Below are 21151 nucleotides of genomic sequence, written 5' to 3'. Positions count from 1 at the left end.
GATTTATAATGATGGTAGCCCTGGTTATTCCTCTGTTTTTAGCCAATCCGGTGAAGTCGGAAAACTATCGCAATTCGCCCCGTAAGTGTGGGAATGCAGATGACCCCTCCTCGGCGCTAAATCTGTCTGACCTACAGCGACAATCCTCCCCGAGTTGTCAACCGGCGTTTGCCCTCGAGTTGGGTAAAAAGCGCTTGTCCCCGGGATGGAATGCCGGCACGAAACAGGTGAAAGATGCTTGTTCGATTTCCGGAAGAATCTATGGCATCGAACGACAGCGATCGCGGTCGATTTACGTGGTGGTCATCGACCCGAATACCGAAAATGCCTTAGCCAAATTTCAGGCATTTAGCAACGACCCCACTCAACCGAATTATGCCTTTTCTTTGATGCGTCCGGGTCGGTATTTACTCAGCGTTTTTCACGAACGTGCGGGAACCCTGGTTCCGTTTAGAACGCGACCCAGCGAAAGATTGGTCAACTGTAGTCGTGCTAGCGATATTACGGATGTGGACTTTGAGTTACAGTAATAAAAAATCATCTGATGTTCCCGATTGCCGACCCGATGGTTCGGAAAGATGACTTATCCGAGAGTTCGGAACCCAGCGTTGAGGAAGATCGCCCGATCGAGTAGCTTCGGAGTGACTGAATGATTGCCAATCATACTTCAGCATACTATCAAGTCGGAGGAAGTCTCCCGCCAGATGCCCCCACCTATGTGGTGCGTCAAGCGGATCGAGAACTCTATGCCAGTCTGAAGGCGGGAGAATTTTGTTACGTTCTCACATCCCGGCAGATGGGAAAATCCAGCTTGCAACTGAGAACCATGCAACAGTTGCAAGCGGAAGGAATTGCCTGCGCGGCGATCGATTTATCCGCGATCGGCAATAAAGACGTGACCTCGATGCAATGGTATGCCGGGGCTATCCACACCATCTCCAGCTATTTTGGTTTGTTCGATCGCCGGGAATTTAGAACCTGGTTGCGCGATCGCGACGAACTCTCTCCCGCCCAGCGCTTGAGCGAATTTATCGAACAAGTCCTGCTGCAACGCATCCGCGAAAATATTGTCATTTTTATCGACGAAATCGATAGCGTCCTCGGCTTAAATTTCCCGATTGACGATTTTTTCGCCTCTATCCGCGCTTGCTACAACAAACGCGCCCACAATCCCGACTACAAACGCCTCACCTTCGTCCTCCTCGGTGTGGCGACTCCCACGGAATTAATCCAAGACAAAAGCCGCACGCCGTTTAATATCGGGCGATCGATTCAACTTAATGGCTTTCAACTGCACGAAGCACAACCTTTAGCTGAAGGATTGGCGCAAGTTTGCACCAACCCGCAAGACCTGCTGCAAGAAATTTTACACTGGACGAACGGCCAACCTTTCCTCACCCAAAAACTCTGCAAGTTAGTGGTGAATGGAGAGGGTCAATCGACCCGAGCAAATGGCCCGATCGCTATTGAAAATCCGGCCAATTTCATCGCCTCCCTGGTGCGATCGCGGGCGATTGAAAACTGGGAATCGCAAGATGAACCGCCGCATTTAAAAACCCTGCGCGATCGCTTGCTGCGAAATGAAAAGCGGGCCAGTCGCCTCTTAGGTCTGTATCAGCAAATTTTACAGTCTCCCCACGGCATCCGCGCCGATAACAGTCCGGAACAAATCGAATTGCAGCTTTCCGGATTAACCTGCAAGCAAGGTGGTCAGTTAATGATTTACAACCCCATCTATGCGGCAGTATTTGATTTAAACTGGGTGGATAGAGCGTTAGATGATTTGCGCCCCTATGCCGAAGCTTTATCGGCGTGGGTGGCGTCGGAATATCGCGATGAATCGCGACTGTTGCGCGGAAAAGCCTTGCGCGATGCCCGCCTTTGGGCGGCTGACAAAAGTTTGAGCGATCGCGACTATCAGTTTTTAGCCGCCAGTCAAGAACTCGAAAAACGCGAAGTCCAAAAAGCCCTAGATGCCGAAAAGAAAGCCCTGCATATTTTATCCGAAGCCAATCAAAAGCAACGGGAAGCCAATCAAATTTTAACCCAAGCGCAACAAAAAGCCAAGCGCATGCTCAAGCGCGCCTATGCGGTGATGACGGTATTTTTTGCCGTGGCAGCAATCGCCTTATTTAAAGGCAAAATTGCCCTCACGGAAGCCCAACAAGGAACCCTCATCGAACGCCAAGGAGCGAATGCCTTAAAATGGTTTGCATCGGAAGGGGTAGAACTGGAAGCGTTGCTCCTGGCGATGCAGGCGGGACAAGATTTAAACCAGTTGGTAAATGCCGATCGCCCCTTACCCAAGTATCCCACGATCGGTCCGCTTTATGCCTTGCAAACTATTCTCCATGAAATCCACGAAAAAAATCAATTAAAAGGCCATCAAGGTGCGGTGCGAAGTGTCAGTTTTAGTCCCGATGGGGAACGATTGGCCACGGCGGGAGAAGATGGTACGGTGCGTCTGTGGAACCGTTCCGGCACTCCTTTGGCTACGATTGCGGCCCATGAAAGTGCGATCGATAGCGTCACTTGGAGTAAAGATGGAGAGCGGATCGCGACGGCGGGAGAAGATGGTACGGTGCGTCTGTGGAACCGTTCCGGAACCGCGATCGCTAGCTTTCAAGCAGATGCCAATCCGATCGCCAGTGCGGTGTTTAGCCAAGATGCTAACCGCCTCGCTACGGTGTCGGAAAATGGCACGGTGCGCGTTTGGAATTTGCAAGGAAAGCAACTGAATGCGTTTAACAATATTCAAGGTAATATTAATAGTATCAGTTTGAGTCCGGACGGGAAACATTTTGCCACGGCGGCGGAAGAAGGCACGGTGAAAGTATGGAACTTGGAGGGCAAAGCGATCGCGCAATTTACCAGCACCCCCACCGCAATGGATAGCGTCAGCGATAGTCCCGAAGCTCACCCATCGGTGAATCGCATGAGCTTTAGTCCCACGGGGAATTTATTTGCTACCGCCGCCTTCGATGGTACGGTGCGGGTTTGGAATCTTTCGGGAGAAGAAATCTCGGAATTTAATACGGCTCAAAGTGCGATTAATAGCATGACGTTTAGTCCGAATGGCGAGTATCTGGCGTTGGTGGGATTTGATGGAACGGTGCGATTGTGGAATCTCGACGGGGAATTGCTCGAACAGTTTAAAGGCGATCGCCACGATCGCGTCAATAGCATGAGTTTTAGTCCGGATGGCGAGCGCTTGGTGACTGGGGGCGTGGATGGTACGGTGCGATTGTGGGATTTATCGGGGAATGCAAACCCGCCTTTTCACCTGTATCGCACTCAAGGCGATCGCGTTACCTTTACCCCAGAAGCCGAACTTTTGTCCTCGGATTCAACGCCAGCAGTCGAGTCTTTGTCCGCGCCCTCGTCAGATTCCAAACCGCAGTTTTGGCGGATTATTTTTAGTCCCGATGGCGAACATTTTGCTACCGCACAACCCGAGGGCCAGCTTAGAATTTGGAACTTGTCCGGTACGGCGCAAAGTCCCTCTTTTACCGCCCATGAGGGTCGCATCGTTAGCATGAGTTTTAGTTCCGACGGGCAGCGCCTCGCCACTGCGGGGGAAGATGGCATGGTTCGTCTTTGGGATTTGTTCGGCAATTCCCTAGAACCGGAATTTAAGAGTATGGGAAATGAAGTGAAAAGTATTAGTTTTAGCTCCGATGGCGAGCGGATCGCGATCGCCAATGGGCCGGGTCTGTTGCAAGTGTGGAATTTATCAAATAACCAGGTTCGGAAACTCCCTTTTCCTTACGGGGAAGTCACCAGTGTGAGTTTTAGTCCGGACGGAAAGCGCCTCGCGATCGCCGCCGAAGATGGCAAAATTCGCTTGTGGAATTTGTCCGGTGAAGAACTAGATAAATTCAATAGCGATACTCGCTGGATCAATAGTATGAGTTTTAGTCCCGATGGCAATTTGTTGGCCACTGCCGGCACCGATGGTACGGTAACGCTTTTTGTGTTATCCGGTTCCCTATCAAAGCAAGTTCTCGCCAAGTTTCAGGCGGATGAAACCGATGTGCTGAGCATGACGTTTCTCTCCAATGGAGAACAAATCGTCACGGTTGGCACGGATAATGCGGTGACTTGGTGGGAGTTGGAAGGATTGAGTTCCCTGCTCGATCGCGGCTGCAATTGGCTCTCGGATTATTTGGCAACTCATCGACAAGTTCGCTCGGAATTGACCGTGTGCCGCTCTGATTAATGTTTTTGATAAATTTTCCTTCCATTGATGGTAGATTGCAAAAATATGAGGTATAATAAAAGGGGATGCAAACATCAAATTTAAGCGAAGTCAGCACGATAAAAGACTCGCAAGAGATTACAAGTACAGAAGAGCCAACTGGAGGAACAAACAGCCCGCTATTCTGGCGATTTCGGGATAAAAATACCAGTCAAAAATAACCAATAATAGGTTTTTATGGCTGGAAAACTATGGGTAATACTTCAATACTGTATGAGGTATTTTTGCTGCGATCGCCACTCAATTGTCGAACCCTAATAATCAAGGAAGCTGTCATCATGTCAAACTTACAACTGTCTCCAATTAATACAGCCAATAAGTCCCAGGTCAGGGAAAACATTACTCAACTTTATGCCCCAGGCACAGTAGATTTAAGCCGAGGTTCTGCCGCCTATTCTTCTGGTTCTCATTTGAACTGGACGGCGGATACGGAATTGCTGGGTTTAGTGTTTGAACTCACCCCCCGGGCGGCGGATTATCTTTACGCGCAATACAGCATTGGGTTGCACGCTTGGTTTTTAGACCAAGTGCGCCAAGCTGACCCAAAATTGTCCGCTTATTTGCATGACGGACAATCGGAAAAACCCTTTACGATTTCGGGGTTAGAAGGGGAATTGGTCTCTTCTGGCAAGGATTTTCAACTGCAAGTGGGCCAAACCTATCGGTGGTACGTGACCGCACTCTCGAAACCGGTGGTGCAGTTTTTCCGGGAGTGGGTGCGTCAGTTGCCCGAGGAAATTGACTTGCGAAATGCGCCGCTGTCGATTCGCGCTTGTGAAATTGCTTTGGATCCGGTTAAATATAGCACGCTGTGGGATTCCGCCCCCCCAAATCCGCCGACGATGCGATTGAGTTTTGTCACGCCCACCAGTTTTCGCCGCAAGAAGCATCACTTCCCCCTCCCAGTACCGACGAATGTATTTCACAGTTATCTGCGTCGCTGGAACGATTTCTCGGGGATGAATGTAGACCAGGAGAAGTTTTTGCAGTGGGTGGAAGAGTCAGTGCTGATCCACCGCCATCAGTTAGAGTCGATGAAAGTCGCCGCCGGGAAAAAAGGCATGGTGACGGGATTTACCGGGGCGGTTGAGTTTGGTTTATCCCGTCAAGCGGGGGAAGTGCCGGAATACGAACAGTTGTTCTATGCGTTGGGACGCTTGGCCCCCTATTGTGGTACCGGACATAAGACCACGTTCGGTTTGGGTCAAACTCGCTTGGGTTGGTCTTGTGAGTCTGCCCCCAGCGTGCCTTCGATGCAAAGTCTTTTGGCGGAACGAATGGCGGAATTGACGGAACTGTTTATGAGTCAGCGCAAGCGCAAGGGAGGCGATCGCGCTCGCGAAATTTCCGAAACCTGGGCTACCATTCTCGCCCGTCGCGAGTTAGGCGAATCCTTACAGGCGATCGCCGCTGACCTGAATATGCCCTACCAAACGGTGAAGACCTACGCCAAGTTAGCGCGCCGAGCACTGCGATCGCACTAAATTATCCGCTTGATTCATCCCCACCGTAGGGTGCGTGACCCCCGCCCGCCAATTGTGCCATTTTACCGCACTTACATCCGGGGGTCACGCACCGCCCGCGTCATTCCCCCAAATCCACCGTAGGGTGCGTGACCCCCGCCCGCCAATTGTGCTATTTTACCGCACTTACATCCGGGGGTCACGCACCGCCCGCGTGATTCCCCCAAATCCAATCCTATACGGAAGGGGCATGGTAAAACTCTGCTTTAAGGATGAGTGCTTTAGGAGGTGCGATCGCCTAAAATAACAAAAAACCCACGGAGCTATTGCCATGACACAGGTCTCTGAACGCTCGACCTCCGACCTCTTTCGTTCGGTGGCCACTTTAATCGCAATTTTGGCCGCATTTGGCACGAATATTCTCGCCAATATTTCCCCCTTTAATGGGTTGACGATTGGCGAAATTTCTAACCAATATTTTCAAAATGTGCTGATTATTCCCGCTAACTATGCCTTTGCCATTTGGGGGATTATTTATCTGGGATTAATTAGCTTCGGCATTTACCAAGTTTTACCGACACAACGGGATAATCCTCGCTTGCGTCCTATGGGCTACCTGTTAGTGGTAGCGAGTGTGGCTCAAATTATCTGGGTGTTTTTGTTTGAATACCTGCTTTTTTCCTGGTCGGTTTTGGCCATGCTGTGCATTTTGCTTGCCCTCATCGGCACTTATCTGCGTTTGGATATTGGCTTAACGCGAGTGTCTCGTTCGGATAAGTGGTTTGTTAATATTCCTTTGAGCATTTATTTGGCTTGGATTAGCGTGGCAACGATTGTTAATATTGCCAGTGCGCTTTATGCTTTGGGCTGGAATGGTGGCTTCATCACGCCGGTGATTTGGACGGCGATAATGTTGGCGATCGCAGCAGCGATCGCCGCATTTGTGACCTGGCAACGCACCGATATTGCGTTTAATTTGGTGTTCGTTTGGGCGTATATCGCGATCGCGGTGCGCCAAGCTGAGTATCCGGTTATCGCTTGGACTGCTGGGGGACTGGCGATCGCCTTAGTTGCCTTACTCGTGGTTCGCATACAGGGAAGATAAACTGTGCCGGCGGCAAATCCCCCCGGTTTCAAACCTGCCCTCGCTCCCAGGGGGCGGTAACAAGCACTCGCACAACCCTCGCTCCCACCGTTCCAGAAGTTCAGAAAAAAGGGAAAATTTGTTCGAGTGGGGAGGAAAAATGATGCTTTCGGTAGAGGCGATCGCGCCAAGGTTTTGGATATTCTGTTTTCCAATGAGGGCGATCGCGCTTGTGATAACTTTCTCAAAGCGCGGAAATTTTTGCCAACACTATCCCCGGCGATCGCTACTTGTCCCTCACTCTTCGGCAATTGCATCGGCAATCGATTGGCGGTGGATTTGCTGAAAACTGAGGCGATCGCCTTTTCTCTTGCAAACCGTTGCCACTCGCAAACGCTTATGACTTTTCCAACTCTCCAATCTGTCGGGCAATCCATTCAAGTGCCGGATCCAGCCCCTACCCCCGCCCCCACACCGCCGAATCCGGCACCCCCGACTCCGGAGCCAATTCCCGGTCCCGCACCGGAACCCACGCCGTCTCCCGCACCGGAACCGGTGCCCCAACCGGTGCCCCAACCGGTGCCCCAGCCGGTGCCTCAACCGGTGCCCCAGCCGGTGCCCCAACCAGTGCCCCAGCCTCAATAAAGGGCAAAAATCGCCGATCGCAAAAAAATTTTTGGGCGAGGGCTTGACAATCGCCCAAAAAAGTTGTAAACCAGAATACATACTAGAAATCGTTCATCTCCCCACCGACGATCGGTTCGTCATCCTGGAGAGACGGAAGTAGGTCTAAAAAGCCGAAGGAACGCACTGCATCTTACATGAAGTATGTACAGAGGTAATTCAAATGATGCTTGCGCCCTCATTAACGACCTTAGCGATCGCTTCGATCGCAGTCTGCTTGAGCGTAAATACCCAAGAAGAAATCGTGAAAGTCTCGGCGGTTTGCATGGCGGCAATCTGCTTGATTCTTAGCCTCGTGTTTGCCCCTTGGCTGGTCAAACTGGCCATTGTTTCGGTTCCTTTATTCACTCAAATTAGCCCGTTTAATCATTCTACTTAACCGTAATCCGAGAAAAATTTAGATTCCCATCACCACCGAACCAACCTTTGTGCGAGAAAAAGTTAGGTAAAATCCGATCGCGGTGACGGGCTTTGTCCCGGCAAAAAGTTAGGCGGCGCGCATTCACCCTTCCCGATCGCAGAACGCCCCATTGCGGGGATGGGAAACCGCTGTGCCCTGGACTATCAATCGCGGCGATCGCGCGAATAAGACTGCGGCACGACAAACCGCAACACCTGCTGTCGCACGTCGATGCGAAACCGCGAACTCACTTGATATTCCTCTCCGTCCATTTGCCCTGCTGGGATGGAGTGGCGATACTGGGGTAAAATTTCAAACTGAAACGCAGATCCGCGTCGCGTGGGAGACAGGGCGATGCCCCAACGGCGAAAGTCCGCTTCCGAAAAGGGACCCGATCGCAGGTTGGCGATCGCCTTCCAGAAAAATTCTCCCCTTCCCATCACCGGAATCAACTCAAAATAACCATCATCCGGTAAGGAATCGGGCGCGGGTATCCAGTCGCCGCCATAAACTAGGGTGTTTTTCACGATAATATCGATCGCGCTTTGATAGTGATGCTTCCCTCCATCAATCTCCACGCACACATCAAACGCCCTATCCCGATACAGGGTTGCGATCGAATGCTGAATCGATGCGCCCACATAAATAAGCTGGTCTCTGTATATCTCACTTAAAAAGGGGATTGAGGACACTGTAGCGCGATCGCGATTGCTCTTTTCGACAATTTCTGCGTCCCATCCGAAACTCAGGGAATCCACAAACCAATCGGTTTTTATCGCCCGATTCTCTTCGTCTAGATGCTGCAAGCGTCCCGCATCTAACAGCATGGTTTTGCCCTCGGCGATCGCTCTCACGTTCTCGGGCAATGCGCGATCGCCGCTTTTCATGCCAAATGACTTGCCTTGGTTGTTTCCCGTTCCCGTGGGTAACAGTGCTACGGTGACTTCCGAGGCATGTTGGGACGAAAGTACCCCTTGCGCCACCTCGGAAAACGTTCCGTCTCCTCCCATCGCGATCGCCAAGCGCACCCCCGACTCGTCAATGGCGCGCCGCACTATCTCGATGGTTTTCCGGTCCGGTTGCGTGGCGATCGCCTCGTGTTCGATGCCGAAATCTCGTAACAGTTTTCTTGCATATTCTGTCCATTTGGCCGTGCGGCCACCGTAGGCATTTGGATTGCTAAAAAGTATCGGTTTAGGCATGATTTTAAACTGTTTTTATCCTATTGTATTATAGCATCTCTCTCTTTACAGTTTATCGATTTTCCGGTCATTTTGTCCACCAGTCTTTTGCTGGCGGCAACTACGCCACTCCCATCGGTCATTCCCGCCCTGGCACGAATCCAGAACAAATCTGCGCTGTTCCCAATCGCGAAATCAGAAAACTATCGGATAACCCCCCCCCATTCATGTAATTAGGTTTTTCTCAGTTAGCTGTTTTCTTTTGTGCAATTTGGATGCTAATTTATCGGGGGTACAGCTTGGGGGTGGGAAATCCATCGCCCGGTGGGCAGTACACACCCCACAAGAATAAATTGTAATTGGCAATCTGCAATGTACCCATCCCAGCAATCTCGGCAAAAAATAGAATGAGATTTATTCTCGTATGCGGTAGAATAAGAACCGTTCTCGAAAATGTAGTGCAAGCATCTACCGTCATGGGGAGACAAGGAGAGTGCAAATGATTCGCCAGACTGTGGGAAAATTGTTGATGGCGCTGCTGGTGATGCCAGTGGCGATCGCCTGTCGCGAGACTCCTTCCGAGTCCGTATCCCAGGAACAAACTGCGGTATCCGAGGCGCAATCTTTAAACGCAGTGGCCACTTTTTTGCCGATGTACTGGTTTACCAAAGCGGTGGCGGGAGATAAAGCACAAGTGACGGTATTGATTCCCCCAGGGGCCGAGGTGCATGAATATCAGGCCAAACCGGAAGATGTCACAGCGATCGCCACTGCCGATATTTTAATCAAAAATGGTCTCGGTTTAGAAGAATTTCTCGAAGATACGGTAACAAATGCCGGCAATTCCGACTTAAAACAAATCGATGCCAGTGTTGGCATTCAAACCGTAGAAGAAATTTCTCCCGTGATGAACCCCCTCAAGGAGACCCACGCAGCACATGGGGAACATCACCATGATACCGCAGCAGAACATCACGACGAACACCACCATCACCACGTTCACGAAGGCGGAAATCCCCACGTTTGGCTTGACCCGGTTTTAGCCAAACAACAAGTGGAAAACATTCGCGACGGGTTAATCGCTGCCGACCCGGAAAATCAGGCCATTTATGAAGCCAATGCCGCCGATTACATCCAGAAATTAGACCAACTCAATGCCGAGTTTCAGCAGCAGCTAAAGCAGTATCCCAACTGCACCTTTATTACTTTCCACGATGCTTATCCTTACTTAGCGCAACGCTATGGACTACAGCAAGTGGCGGTGGTCTCCATTCCGGAAACCAACCTGTCCCCGAAAGAAGTGCAAACCACAGTAGAAGCCGTGGAAAACTATAACGTAAAGGCGATATTAGGGGAACCGGGAGTGGATAACAAATTGTTAGAAACCCTCTCGCAAGACTTGAACCTCACCCTTTATGCGATCGACCCCTTAGTGTCCGGACCGCTGGAACCGCAACATTATTTTACAGCAATGAAATCCAATTTGCAAACCCTAGAAACTGCGTGCAAGTAACTTCCTATGAATTCTGAGGATGAAAGGAATGGCAGCAGACGCCCCGAGTCCATTTCTCTGCAAGAATCTACCCCGGTCAAGGTAGACAATTTAACCGTTTATCGCGGCAGTTATCCCGCCCTGCGAGATGTTTCGTTTCAATTGCCCTCGGCAACCAATACGGCAATTGTCGGACCGAATGGGGCGGGAAAAAGTACCTTGGCGCAAGCTATTTTAGGGTTAATTCCGCGCAGTGGCGGTCAGATAGAAATGTTCGGCAAACCCTTGGAAAAACTGGGAAGATTGCGATCGCGCTTGGGCTATGTGCCGCAAAATTTTATTTTTGACCGTTCTTTCCCGATTTCAGTGAAAGAATTAGTGGGACTCGGATGGCGAAAAGCACAAGGGGAGAGACGATTTACCCGTAATTTGTCATCCGCAAGCCTTCCCTTTCGCTTTCCTTGGCAAAATGACCCGGAAAAAGAAACTGCCGTTGCTTGGGCGCTGCAACGAGTGGATGCCTATCATTTGCGAAATCGCGCGATCGGCGGGTTAAGTGGCGGACAATTGAAGCGCGTGTTGCTTGCTTATTGTTTGGTGATTCCTCGACATTTGCTCGTTTTAGATGAAGCGTTGGCGGGCATGGATATTCAAGGCGAAGCGGAATTTTATTCCCTTCTCAATGAGTTAAAACGCGAGCAAAATTGGACCGTGTTGCAGGTGTCCCACGATCTAAATATGGTCAGTCGCCACTGCGATCGCGTCATTTGTCTGAATCAAACCGTGGTCTGTAGCGGCGAACCGGAAGTCGCACTGGCCCCGCAAAATTTATTAGCCACTTATGGCCCGGATTTTGCTCGCTATCACCATCATCATTAAACGAAGAAAGGCAAGAGATACTTCGGAAAATTCCCACCCCCTTTTTGCTCCCGATCGCCATCATCATTTACTCGTTTTACTCGTTCCTAGGCTCTGCCTGGGAACGCCCCCCAGAGGCTCTGCCTCATTGTACCATTACTCATTTTCCCTCTTTTCAACCTGGCTATTTTTAATTGCAATACAGCCGCTTTATTCTGTTAGCAACTGCATCAATAGAACAACTTTCAGTTAATAAAATTACCCCGAATCTTTTTCATCCAGATGGTCGGCAACTGCCTCATAAAGGCTAAAGACGTGATTATCTTGCAGGCGATAGTAAACCCGCCGTCCTTCTTTGCGATAGCTGACCAGTCGAATTGCCTTTAAATTCCGCAATTGATGAGAAACTGCCGACTCGCTCATCTTGACAATGGCGGCTAATTCGTGAACGCATAATTCTTTCAGCGACAAAGCCGAGATAATTCGCAACCGATTGGCATCGCCCAGAAAACTAAAAAACTCGGCCATTTGTTGGGCTTTGTCTGCATCGAGCAGATGATTTTGGATGGTATGGATATTGTCAATATCTAGGGGATGTTCCGGCAGGCACTGCAAATCATCCGCCTCCCTGGGCGCAGGATTTTCCGTTTTATCGATAGAATAGTTAACTGACATTTTGCAGGTTTAGGTAAATGTTAAGCCAAAAAGGTTCAATACCTGTTCAATCGTACAGATATTAATGATGATAGTCAATTTTTTAGAAATCTTCAACTCCTGCACTTCGATTGGGTTGCAAGGAAGCGACACGGCGATCGCCAATCTTCTAGAATTACTGGGGTTGCCATTCATGCAGCGGGCGATCGCCGGTGGGGTGTTAATGGGAATCCTCGGCGGATTGCTCGGATGTTTCGTCACCCTGCGCCAGTTATCCTTTTTCAGTCATGCCGTGGGGCACTCTGCCTTAGTTGGCGTGGTGTTGGGGGTGTTATTGCAGGTGGATCCAACCTGGACTCTCTTGCCCTTTACCCTCTGTTTTGGACTCGGCGCGCTTTATTTAATCGAAAAAACCAAGCTTCCCAGTGACAGTGTATTTAGTATTGCCGTCTCCGCCGCTTTAGCGATCGGGGTAATTTTAACCAGCTTTTTACAAGGCTATCGGGGCAATTTGATGGCTGTCTTGTTTGGGGATATCTTGGCAATTAACCTCACAGATATTCTCTTAATTAGCCTGTTGTTGCTTATCAGTAGCGTGTTTTTGTTCTCCACTTGGCGACAGCAAATTTTAATTACCCTCAATCCGGATTTAGCCCAAGTGCAAGGCATCGCCGTGGACTTTCATCGCTATTTATTTGTGATTTTGCTGTCTCTAACCGTTGCAGTTTCAATTAAAGCCGTGGGGATTTTATTGGTGAATGCGTTTCTGGTCATTCCCGCAGCAACAGCGAAATTACTCGGCCATCCTTTTGCGAAATTTATGGCAATTTCTGTGACTATGGGTGCAATGGGTTCGATTCTCGGAATGCTCGGATCGGGACTGTTTAATTTTGCCTCGGGTCCGAGCATTGTAGTGGTGCAATTTTTGCTATTTTTACTCCTGTTGCTGGTCAAGCGAATTCCCTCGGCGTTTCCCTCTTCTTTAATTCCTCGGCGGGGAAAATAATGCCCGCGATTTTTGCAGATTTACGGTGGGGAGGCGGAACCTCGGGTAACGCGGGAGGAGGATGCGGACTTTTTACAAGGTTCCATCGGCGGTGACAAGAACGCCGTACAGTTCGGGTCTGCGATCGCGGAAAAACCCAAATGAAGCGCGATATCGGGCAATTTCCGCCCAATCAAACCTGGCGCAAATGACTCCTTCTTTATCCCCGGGCAATTCCGCCACTTTATCCCCGCGATAATCGGCAATAAACGAGTGACCGTAAAACGTTTGATTCCCTTCCATTCCCACGCGATTTGCCGCCACCACGGGCACCACATTTGCCACGGCATGACCCATCATTACTCGTTGCCAAGGGTCTTTGGTATCCAACTCCGGGTCTTGCGGTTCGCTACCGATCGCCGTCGGATAAAATAGCACATCCGCCCCCATCAATACCAGAGAACGGGCGCACTCTGGAAACCACTGATCCCAACAAATTCCTACCCCAATCGTACCATAGCGAGTCGGCCAAACTTTAAACCCCGTATTTCCCGGGCGGAAATAAAACTTTTCCTCATAACCCGGCCCATCGGGAATGTGACTTTTCCGGTAAATTCCCAATCGTTCCCCATTGGCATCGATTATCGCCACGCTATTGTAATATGCTGGTCCGGCTTTTTCAAAAAAAGACACGGGAATAACGACGCCTAATTCTTGGGCTAATTGTTGAAAATGAGTCAAAGTGGGATGGGCATCCACCGGATGCGCCCAGTCGAAAAAATGCTCTCGTTCTTCGCGGCAAAAATAATAGCTTTCAAACAACTCGGAAGGTAAAATGATTTGCGCGCCTTTCCCCGCCGCTTCGCGGACTAATTCCGTGATGCGATCGACATTGGCTTGTTTGTCTTGGGTAAATGAGGTTTGCAATGCAGCAACAGTAACGGCTTGATTCATGGTTTGGGTTTGAGGGTTAATTCTCGGTGATTTTTCAGGTCTGGAAATTGCGACGCGGTTGGTTAAATTTCAGCAGGAAATGCGGGGTGTTGCTGAGTGATGCAGTGAAATGCACCGCCTCCGGTTAAAATGGCTTTGGCGGAAAGTCCGATCGCGCGTCGGGTGGGAAAAAGTTTCGCGATCGCTTCTACAGCGGACTCATCCCACTCACTTCCATAAGTGGGCACCACCACCGTGCGATTTCCGATATAAAAATTCACGTAACTGGCGGGCATAATTTCACCCCTGTCGTCTACAATTTTACCCGGTGACGGAATGCGAATCACGCGCAAATGCCGTCCTTTGGCATCGGTAAAGGTGGATAAATCCCGGGCAATTTCTGCTAGGATTTCGGCATTGGGATCGTCGGCGTTGCGGGGTTCCATGCACAGCACCACACCCGGGGCAACAAATCGAGCGATCGTGTCAATATGTCCGTCGGTATGGTCGTTGAGCAATCCGCGCTCGATCCACAGCACTTTTTTGATGCCAAAAGCCGATCGCAGCACCGCTTCGAGTTGGGCTGGGCTGCGATCGGGATTGCGATTCGAATTGAGCAAACATTGGCGGGTAGTTAAGCAGGTGCCTTCGCCATCAATTTCTATCCCACCCCCTTCGATAACTTCGGGAAAATAATCGCTGCATAAACCGAGGCGATCGCTAATTCCTTGGGCAACCTTTTCATCTCCCGGCATGATATATTTGCCGCCCCATCCGTTAAAATTAAACCGAATTGTCGCCAGTTTGCCCGCGCTTTTCCAGCGAAAAATCGGTCCGATATCCCGCAGCCAAATATCGCCAAACGGCATCAGATGAAAGCGCGCCGGAATTCCATCCAGCCATGCTTCGGCGGTGGTTTTTCCCGCCTCATCCAGCACCAGAATTTCTAACCTTTCGCCGCGCGGTTTACCGGTGCGGGGATCGGGATCGGCGATCGCCCGACACAACTGCACAAATTCCGCCCGCGCCGCCGACAAATACTCTCCCCATTCCTTTTCATGGCTGGGAAAAGCCAACCAGCACGCCGCATGGGGTTCCCATTCTGCAGGCATGCGATCGTGAGTGGCAGGAGCGCTGAGGATAGTCAAGGGTGTTTCTCCTTATATCCCGACTTTAATACTCCCCCTATTTTAACACTTTGACTGGCATTTTTAACGCGCGATCGCCAAATTTTCCCCGAATTTTCACCCGAGGCGGATTCTTCGGCCTTTCATCCCTTCATCCATCCACCTCTGGGTCGCTTTTCATCCAGCTTTCCCAAGCGTAGGGGTAATGGTAGGCTGGACATTACCCACCGAACCCTTTGCAAAGCATTGCCCACCGAACCATTTGCACTCATTCGGTAGAATCCAACCCCGGGAATTGCGATATAATTTAAGAAAACCGTCACCCATAGGATTAAAAACTATGATTGCCAATTCAAGCGCAAACTACTTGTCTCCAGAAGACTATCTCAAAGGCGAGGAAAACAGCCCGATAAAACATGAGTATATTGACGGAAACATTTACGCAATGGCGGGAGCTAGCGATGCTCATGTGACCATTGCTGGCAATTTATTTGCGCTTTTAAGAAGCCATGTCCGAGGAACCGGCTGTCGGGTTTATATGGCAGATATGAAAGCTCGCATCGAGTCAAAAAATACCTATTACTATCCCGATGTTATGGCAACCTGCGACGAACGGGATAGAGAATTGGACTCATTTAAGCGCTATCCCCGTTTAATTGTGGAGGTTTTATCGGAGAAAACAGAAGCGTTTGACCGGGGTGATAAATTTGCCGACTATCGGGAAATCGAGACTTTAACTGAATATGTTTTAATCAATCAAAAGCGCCAGCGGGTGGATTGCTTTCGGCGCAATAGTGAAGGGTTGTGGGTGTTGTATTCCTATGACGAAAATAGCCGAGAAGTTCATCTCGCTAGCGTGGATTTTACCCTCAGCATGGAGAGTGTTTATGAGGATGTGGAATTGCGGCCAGAAAATCCGGCATCAGACAATCAAGGATAAGGGGGCGACAAAGCGTTTAGGTCGATCCCCGGCGGTTATGGACTGTATTAGAAGCCGTAGGGGGCGATCGCGCCCCTCCGAGACCCTGAATCCTGCGCCCTGACCCTGGGATCTCGAACGTCGTGTAATCATCAATCCCCGGCGGTTATGGACTGTATTAGAAGCGCTAGAGGGCGATCGCGCCCCCCGGGCACCCTGAATCCTGCGCCCCGACCCTGGGATCTCGAACTTCCTGTAATCGTCGATACTTCCACATCGTTACACTCCCGATCCCGGGCACGACCCTGGATCCTTTGGTCAAATTTCTACCCTCAGCGAGACCTAAATCTCTATCTCTAGATAGATGAATTCAATTCTAGAGGGTTGGGGAAAAATACAACCCCAGACGTATTGAAGTGCCAAAAAATTTAAGCTATAGTTAGTACCATCAGCTTAAAAAAGTCAGCCTAATCCAGTTGACCGCAGGAGGATAACCGATTCTCATCGAGAATATAAGTTCTCCAAATCTCACGGAAACTGGAGCGGGGGAACCAAGTTCAGGGGCTTATCTTCATCAGAAGGAACCCAACGGGGATGCTCAATTCCCAGTTCACTCTGAAGGAGAGGGACATCTCTCAGTCCTCGCCCGTCAGCTAACCCCGTCGGCATTGAGAGGAGACTGAAAGATCGGTAAAATAATATCTTTTACGCGACTCGTCAGTGTCCTTAGCTGGGAAAAAGTTTCCCACCCTGAGATTCTGTAGCGTCAGCCATGACACAACTCAGAACGCAAGCAGGCTGGGAAGCAAGGCATAAGGTAAACATCGAGACATGCTAAACCAAGAAAAAAATCGCATCGCTTTAATTTCGGTAACGGGCGATCCCGCCGCACAAATCGGTAAAGAAGAAGCCGGCGGTCAAAACGTCTACGTATTACAAGTCGGGTTAGCCCTCGCTAAACTGGGATGGAAAGTGGATATGTTCGCACGGCGCAACAGTCCCGAGCAATCAGCGATCGTTCAGCATCACCCGAACTGCCGAACCATCCGCTTAACCGCAGGGCCAGAAGAGTTTATCAATCGAGATCGCATATTTAGTTATCTCCCGGAATTTGTCAAAGCGTTTCAGAAATTCCAACATCGAGAAGGAATACAGTATTCCCTGATACATACAAATTATTGGCTGTCCTCTTGGGTGGGGATGGAGCTGAAAAAACACCAACCCGTGAGACTAGTTCACACCTATCACTCATTAGGTGCGGTTAAATATAGAAGCGTTCGCGATTTACCGGACATCGCCTCGACGCGACTGGCAACGGAAAAAGCTTGTCTGGAAACGGTCGATCGCGTAGTGGCCACCAGTCCGCAAGAAGAACAGCACATGCGGGCGCTAGTATCGCGTAAAGGAGCGATCGAAGTCATTCCTTGCGGTACGGATATCGAAAGATTCGGCCAGATTTCTCGCCAAGAAGCGCGCCAAGCCCTAGGCATTGCCGAGGATGCCAAAACCATCCTGTATGTGGGGCGCTTCGATCGCCGCAAAGGGATCGAAACCTTAGTGAGAGCGGTGGGGCAATCTAGCTTGCGCGATCGCGAAAACCTCAACTTAATTATCGGTGGCGGATATCGGCCCGGACAGAGTGATGGAATCGAGCGCGATCGCATTCACGGCATCGTCAAAGAACTCGGACTCGATGACATCACCTCCTTCCCCGGACGACTGGGCCGCTCTAACCTGCACCTATACTACGCCGCCGCCGATGTCTGCGTGGTACCCAGTCACTACGAACCCTTTGGCCTCGTGGCGATCGAAGCAATGGCCAGTCGCACCCCCGTGGTAGCAAGCAATGTGGGCGGTCTGAAATTTACCGTGGTCCGAGAAGTCACCGGTCTGCTGGCGCCGGCAAAAAGCGATCGCGACTTTGCCGAAGCCATCGATCGCATTTTAGCCAATCCCGAATGGGGAAGCGAACTGGGCACCACCGGTCGCCTGCGCGTGGAACTCGCTTTTAGCTGGGATAGCGTCGCCACCCGGTTAGCCTACGTTTACAACCAACTGCTTTCCGAACCCATCCCCGTTTCCACCCCCTCCCCTGCGGTTGCGGCTTAACCTTTTCTCTGGTTCCTAGGTTCTACTGCAAGAGGCGCTAGCATTCAGTCCCCCCTTTGGGACCTCTCTCGCTAGCCCTCATTTTTTTAGGGATGCGGGAGCCAAAAAATAACAATTCAGGCGGATAAAAAACTTTAAACCCTTATCCACCAAAGCTTTTGCGAGAAAAATCATAAAAAAAAGACCAGCTTAATCCATAGCTGGCCGAGGAAAAAATACCTTTTCCGTTGTCGTTTCTAATTGAGGAATCCCATTCTGCGCGTTCCCTTCTTCGTGCAGCGGGTTAACGATATTCAATCTTTTCCTCAATTGACATTGTAACAGAAGACACGATTTTTCCGTAACAAAACTTAACAGGGTGATAGGAAAGTTTAATCACTCCTCCAAAGTAGGCATAACAAAACCTTAACTTTTGGGAGCCAGTTGCTGCGGACGCCCCCAGATTATCCGCTCGTGCTTGTAGATGACCATACCAGGTTTTGCACCTTTGGGCTTGTAAACATGCTTCGGTTCCGTATAGACCACCGGCACGCGATCGCTCTGACGGGCGCGGCTAAAGTACCCCGTCACATCGGCGGCAAATTGCAAATCCGCCTTATCGGCAACTGCGCCGGGATCCAACCGTAACAACACGTGACTGCCGGCAATCTCCTGAGTATGGAACCACAAATCATACTCCGTCGCCACGCGAAAACTGAGCAAATCATTCTGGCGATTATTGCGTCCCACCAGCAATTCAAACCCGCTAGGAGACTCGAAGCGGTAAAAATCCGTGGCGGGGGGTTGGTTTTGGCTGCGACGATCTCGATCGCGCAGATATCCCTCCTGCATCAATTCGTCGCGGATTTCTTCCAGGGCTTGCAAGTCCATCGGTTCGCGGTAGCTATCGAGTTGGGCGATCGCCACCTCCACCTGTTCCAAATACTGAATCTCGCGATCCACTTGTGCCAATAACGGTTCCACTGCACTGCGCGCCCGTTTCAGCTTTTGGTGTTGTTTGTAAAGACCTTGAGCATTTTGCACCGCATTTTTTTCCGGATCCAGTTCGATTTCAATCGGTTCCCCGGTTTCAAAATCAGCCAGGGTCATCGACTTCATCCCCGGTTCCCACTGGTGCAGGTGTGCCATCAGCAAATCCGCTTTTTGCCGATATTCGTCCGCCAGCGCCGATTGGTCCAACCGCCGTTCAAACCCTTGCGCCTTAACCCGCAATTTTTTCAGCAGATTGTTGAGTTTTTGCAGGAGTTGATGGCGCAGTTGTTTGAATTCCCCTTCGTTGAGGCGATCGCAATAGTAGCGATCGAGCAATGCTTGCACCGAAGGCGCAGTGTCTTCCGGCTTCGGCGGCGATTGCCCACCCCATTGGATAACACTGTATCCCCCACTGGTCCGCTGAGGGTGCAGACCGGATAAATCCCCATGTTGCCAAGCTTCCAGGGTTTTGAGCCACTCTTGCCAGCGCTGGAATAATCGTTCCCAGTCCGATGCCCTGAGGCTCTCGGTGGATTGTTCCGGGTCGAGATCGGCGGCGCGAATCATCGAATTGGCCCAATGTGAACTCAGACCCCGGTAGCTTTTTAGCAGTTGACGCCCCAGTTTTCCCGGAATCAAGGCCACTCGTTCTTGCCAGCGTTGTTGGGATTCGCTTAAGCTGGGGGCGGGATCCGTGAGCGCCGGTGGCGGTTCGTAGGGTTGCCCGGTGAGGATCGGCCGCACCCGCGATTGTTGTTCGCTGACTTGATGGGCGGCGGTGACGATTTGATTGCTTTCGTTGGCGAGGATAACGTTACTGCGTTTGCCCATAATTTCTACGTACAGGTGCCACAAGACGCGATCGCCCGGACGTTTGGCAAATTGCAGGTCCAGGGCGCGTTCCCAAGCAGCTACCGGGGAGATCGCAACTAAGGCTAACCCTTTGAGTTGATGGCGCAGTTGGTCGCTAAAGGTAAAGGTATCCGGGGTGCGCGGTGGCGGATCTCCAATGTGGATTCTGGCGGCTTGCGGGTGCCAGGAAACCGTCAGCCAGCCCCGCTGCTTGAGGGTTCGCAGGGCAAGACAAATCCTGTAGCGATCGCGCTGATAAACCTGTTCGAGTCGCGCGGGTAGCCAGGTGGCTCTCAGCTCGCAATACGCCGCAGTTAAAGTGGTGAAATCAACGGGTTGCATCGGTTTGGATCCAGAAGAAAAGTTATCCGAGTTACATTAAAAGTTAGAGGGGGGTAAAAAAAAGCCCATAAAATCCAGAAACTCGCTTTTTTGCGCTTTTTTGCCTTGTTACCCAAAATTTTTATCGATACTATTGAAATTAGATGTTTGCAGGGGCACCCGAGGCGAAAGCTTGTCCGTTACCCATGGATCTTTCATTTATTGCGATCGGTTTTGAAATTCATTCTGTCTGCCAAACATCGGCTTGCCATTGTCAATGCTGAGTGTGCCTCCATTTAGCCTACCATTCCCTCGGCACCGGAAACCAACCGAGCGATCGCGCACAGTGCCGATCTCGCCTAAGCGCGATCGCTGGTTATGATTTATTTTCTTGATGCCGAGACCTCAAACCCCTACCGATGATTCGGATTTTTGTCCCAGCCTTCTGATGCGGGTCAGATGATTCTGTGTGTACTCAACCGGAAACCGTTGCTCATCGCTTCGGGCTTTATGAAAACACTCTTCAACAACAAATTTTTTACGCCGCGAGGATTTCTGTTGCTATGGATATTCAGCTTATTAATATCGGCTTTGGTAATATCATCTCTGCTAACCGCGTGATTGCCATTGTTAGCCCTGAGTCGGCTCCCATTAAGCGGATCGTGAACGATGCTCGGGAGGCCAATCGCCTGATCGATGCCACCTACGGACGCCGAACGCGATCGGTGATTGTTATGGATTCTAACCATATCATTCTCTCTGCCATTCAGCCCGAGACGATGGGTCATCGCTTTTTTACCAATAAGGACAGTTAAAATCTCTCGCGGATTACTCGGTGTTGATTGTTTATCTGCCCTCC

At 50.5% G+C, this 21151-nt stretch carries 17 protein-coding genes and 2 riboswitches; of the genes, 12 read left to right on the top strand and 5 right to left on the bottom strand.

From position 1 onward, the window contains the following. Nucleotides 1-8 precede the first annotated feature (8 nt). The 6 genes from LKK83_RS18170 (at nucleotide 9) to LKK83_RS18145 (ending at nucleotide 7868) form a co-directional block, all read left to right on the top strand. Nucleotides 9-530, top strand: coding sequence for a hypothetical protein (locus tag LKK83_RS18170; RefSeq protein ID WP_324632683.1), 522 nt, complete (start codon nucleotides 9-11; stop codon nucleotides 528-530). 119 nt (nucleotides 531-649) lie between these two features. Continuing rightward, nucleotides 650-4219: an AAA-like domain-containing protein gene (locus tag LKK83_RS18165; RefSeq protein WP_324632682.1), complete on the top strand. Its 3570-nt coding sequence runs from the start codon at nucleotides 650-652 to the stop codon at nucleotides 4217-4219. 317 nt (nucleotides 4220-4536) lie between these two features. Beyond that, nucleotides 4537-5742, top strand: coding sequence for a CRISPR-associated endoribonuclease Cas6 (cas6, locus tag LKK83_RS18160; protein ID WP_324632681.1), 1206 nt, complete (start codon nucleotides 4537-4539; stop codon nucleotides 5740-5742). Between the two features lie 310 nt (nucleotides 5743-6052). Beyond that, the gene (locus LKK83_RS18155) at nucleotides 6053-6826 is read left to right on the top strand and encodes a tryptophan-rich sensory protein (RefSeq protein WP_324632680.1); all 774 of its coding nucleotides are present in this window, start codon (nucleotides 6053-6055) and stop codon (nucleotides 6824-6826) included. Nucleotides 6827-6952: 126 nt separating this feature from the next. Then, nucleotides 6953-7450 (top strand): hypothetical protein, encoded by a 498-nt coding sequence (locus LKK83_RS18150; protein WP_324632679.1) that lies wholly within the window; start codon nucleotides 6953-6955, stop codon nucleotides 7448-7450. 88 nt (nucleotides 7451-7538) lie between these two features. Further along, a riboswitch (Glutamine riboswitch) is annotated at nucleotides 7539-7617 on the top strand. Between the two features lie 35 nt (nucleotides 7618-7652). Continuing rightward, nucleotides 7653-7868, top strand: a complete 216-nt coding sequence (locus LKK83_RS18145; protein ID WP_324632678.1) for a hypothetical protein — start codon at nucleotides 7653-7655, stop codon at nucleotides 7866-7868. A gap of 185 nt (nucleotides 7869-8053) precedes the next feature. On the opposite strand, the gene LKK83_RS18140 is transcribed toward LKK83_RS18145, so the two are convergent. Further along, entirely contained in the window at nucleotides 8054-9091 is a 1038-nt protein-coding gene (locus tag LKK83_RS18140) for a diacylglycerol/lipid kinase family protein (protein WP_324632676.1), read from the bottom strand. 478 nt (nucleotides 9092-9569) lie between these two features. On the opposite strand from LKK83_RS18140, the gene LKK83_RS18135 reads away from it, so the two are divergent. Together LKK83_RS18135 and LKK83_RS18130 are read left to right on the top strand one after the other, a co-directional pair. Next, the gene (locus LKK83_RS18135; protein ID WP_324632674.1) at nucleotides 9570-10583 is read left to right on the top strand and encodes a metal ABC transporter solute-binding protein, Zn/Mn family; all 1014 of its coding nucleotides are present in this window, start codon (nucleotides 9570-9572) and stop codon (nucleotides 10581-10583) included. A 6-nt stretch (nucleotides 10584-10589) separates the two neighbouring features. Beyond that, on the top strand, nucleotides 10590-11441 hold the full coding sequence (locus tag LKK83_RS18130; protein ID WP_324632673.1) for a metal ABC transporter ATP-binding protein: 852 nt from the start codon (nucleotides 10590-10592) through the stop codon (nucleotides 11439-11441). A 237-nt stretch (nucleotides 11442-11678) separates the two neighbouring features. Here the strand turns inward: LKK83_RS18130 and LKK83_RS18125 are convergent, their stop codons facing one another. Continuing rightward, nucleotides 11679-12095, bottom strand: coding sequence for an ArsR/SmtB family transcription factor (locus LKK83_RS18125; RefSeq protein WP_324632672.1), 417 nt, complete (start codon nucleotides 12093-12095; stop codon nucleotides 11679-11681). 64 nt (nucleotides 12096-12159) lie between these two features. Here LKK83_RS18125 and LKK83_RS18120 point away from each other — a divergent pair, with 64 nt between their 5' ends. Next, nucleotides 12160-13080 carry a metal ABC transporter permease gene (locus LKK83_RS18120; RefSeq protein WP_324632671.1) on the top strand — a complete coding sequence of 307 codons (921 nt, stop codon included), beginning with the start codon at nucleotides 12160-12162 and terminating at the stop codon, nucleotides 13078-13080. A 72-nt stretch (nucleotides 13081-13152) separates the two neighbouring features. On the opposite strand, the gene aguB is transcribed toward LKK83_RS18120, so the two are convergent. Both aguB and LKK83_RS18110 read right to left on the bottom strand, forming a co-directional pair. Further along, nucleotides 13153-14013 carry an N-carbamoylputrescine amidase gene (aguB, locus tag LKK83_RS18115; protein ID WP_324632669.1) on the bottom strand — a complete coding sequence of 287 codons (861 nt, stop codon included), beginning with the start codon at nucleotides 14011-14013 and terminating at the stop codon, nucleotides 13153-13155. Nucleotides 14014-14075: 62 nt separating this feature from the next. Next, nucleotides 14076-15140 carry an agmatine deiminase family protein gene (locus LKK83_RS18110; RefSeq protein WP_324632668.1) on the bottom strand — a complete coding sequence of 355 codons (1065 nt, stop codon included), beginning with the start codon at nucleotides 15138-15140 and terminating at the stop codon, nucleotides 14076-14078. 319 nt (nucleotides 15141-15459) lie between these two features. On the opposite strand from LKK83_RS18110, the gene LKK83_RS18105 reads away from it, so the two are divergent. Both LKK83_RS18105 and LKK83_RS18100 read left to right on the top strand, forming a co-directional pair. Next, complete coding sequence (locus tag LKK83_RS18105) at nucleotides 15460-16059, top strand: Uma2 family endonuclease (protein ID WP_324632667.1); 600 nt, start codon at nucleotides 15460-15462, stop codon at nucleotides 16057-16059. Between the two features lie 488 nt (nucleotides 16060-16547). Beyond that, a riboswitch (cyclic di-AMP (ydaO/yuaA leader) is annotated at nucleotides 16548-16721 on the top strand. 148 nt (nucleotides 16722-16869) lie between these two features. After that, on the top strand, nucleotides 16870-18147 hold the full coding sequence (locus tag LKK83_RS18100; protein ID WP_324632666.1) for a glycosyltransferase: 1278 nt from the start codon (nucleotides 16870-16872) through the stop codon (nucleotides 18145-18147). A 405-nt stretch (nucleotides 18148-18552) separates the two neighbouring features. Here the strand turns inward: LKK83_RS18100 and LKK83_RS18095 are convergent, their stop codons facing one another. After that, complete coding sequence (locus LKK83_RS18095) at nucleotides 18553-20313, bottom strand: Rqc2 family fibronectin-binding protein (protein WP_324632665.1); 1761 nt, start codon at nucleotides 20311-20313, stop codon at nucleotides 18553-18555. 542 nt (nucleotides 20314-20855) lie between these two features. Between LKK83_RS18095 and remA the strand changes: the two genes are divergently transcribed. After that, a complete protein-coding gene (remA, locus tag LKK83_RS18090; protein ID WP_324632664.1) occupies nucleotides 20856-21107 on the top strand; it encodes an extracellular matrix/biofilm regulator RemA in 252 nt (83 codons plus the stop codon). Nucleotides 21108-21151 lie beyond the last annotated feature (44 nt).

Source organism: Phormidium sp. CCY1219, assembly GCF_035615515.1.
Classification (GTDB): domain Bacteria; phylum Cyanobacteriota; class Cyanobacteriia; order Cyanobacteriales; family Laspinemataceae; genus CCY1219.
This window is presented reverse-complemented; position numbering and strand designations above follow the sequence as displayed.

What these genes read in the sequence shown, in the direction of transcription:
- LKK83_RS18170 (WP_324632683.1), top strand. Translation starts at nt 9, where the DNA reads ATGATGGTAGCCCTGGTTATTCCTCTGTTTTTAGCCAATCCGGTGAAG.
- LKK83_RS18165 (WP_324632682.1), top strand. Translation starts at nt 650, where the DNA reads ATGATTGCCAATCATACTTCAGCATACTATCAAGTCGGAGGAAGTCTC.
- cas6 (WP_324632681.1), top strand. Translation starts at nt 4,537, where the DNA reads ATGTCAAACTTACAACTGTCTCCAATTAATACAGCCAATAAGTCCCAG.
- LKK83_RS18155 (WP_324632680.1), top strand. Translation starts at nt 6,053, where the DNA reads ATGACACAGGTCTCTGAACGCTCGACCTCCGACCTCTTTCGTTCGGTG.
- LKK83_RS18145 (WP_324632678.1), top strand. Translation starts at nt 7,653, where the DNA reads ATGATGCTTGCGCCCTCATTAACGACCTTAGCGATCGCTTCGATCGCA.
- LKK83_RS18140 (WP_324632676.1), bottom strand. Translation starts at nt 9,091, where the DNA reads ATGCCTAAACCGATACTTTTTAGCAATCCAAATGCCTACGGTGGCCGC.
- LKK83_RS18135 (WP_324632674.1), top strand. Translation starts at nt 9,570, where the DNA reads ATGATTCGCCAGACTGTGGGAAAATTGTTGATGGCGCTGCTGGTGATG.
- LKK83_RS18130 (WP_324632673.1), top strand. Translation starts at nt 10,590, where the DNA reads ATGAATTCTGAGGATGAAAGGAATGGCAGCAGACGCCCCGAGTCCATT.
- LKK83_RS18125 (WP_324632672.1), bottom strand. Translation starts at nt 12,095, where the DNA reads ATGTCAGTTAACTATTCTATCGATAAAACGGAAAATCCTGCGCCCAGG.
- LKK83_RS18120 (WP_324632671.1), top strand. Translation starts at nt 12,160, where the DNA reads ATGATGATAGTCAATTTTTTAGAAATCTTCAACTCCTGCACTTCGATT.
- aguB (WP_324632669.1), bottom strand. Translation starts at nt 14,013, where the DNA reads ATGAATCAAGCCGTTACTGTTGCTGCATTGCAAACCTCATTTACCCAA.
- LKK83_RS18105 (WP_324632667.1), top strand. Translation starts at nt 15,460, where the DNA reads ATGATTGCCAATTCAAGCGCAAACTACTTGTCTCCAGAAGACTATCTC.
- LKK83_RS18100 (WP_324632666.1), top strand. Translation starts at nt 16,870, where the DNA reads ATGCTAAACCAAGAAAAAAATCGCATCGCTTTAATTTCGGTAACGGGC.
- LKK83_RS18095 (WP_324632665.1), bottom strand. Translation starts at nt 20,313, where the DNA reads ATGCAACCCGTTGATTTCACCACTTTAACTGCGGCGTATTGCGAGCTG.
- remA (WP_324632664.1), top strand. Translation starts at nt 20,856, where the DNA reads ATGGATATTCAGCTTATTAATATCGGCTTTGGTAATATCATCTCTGCT.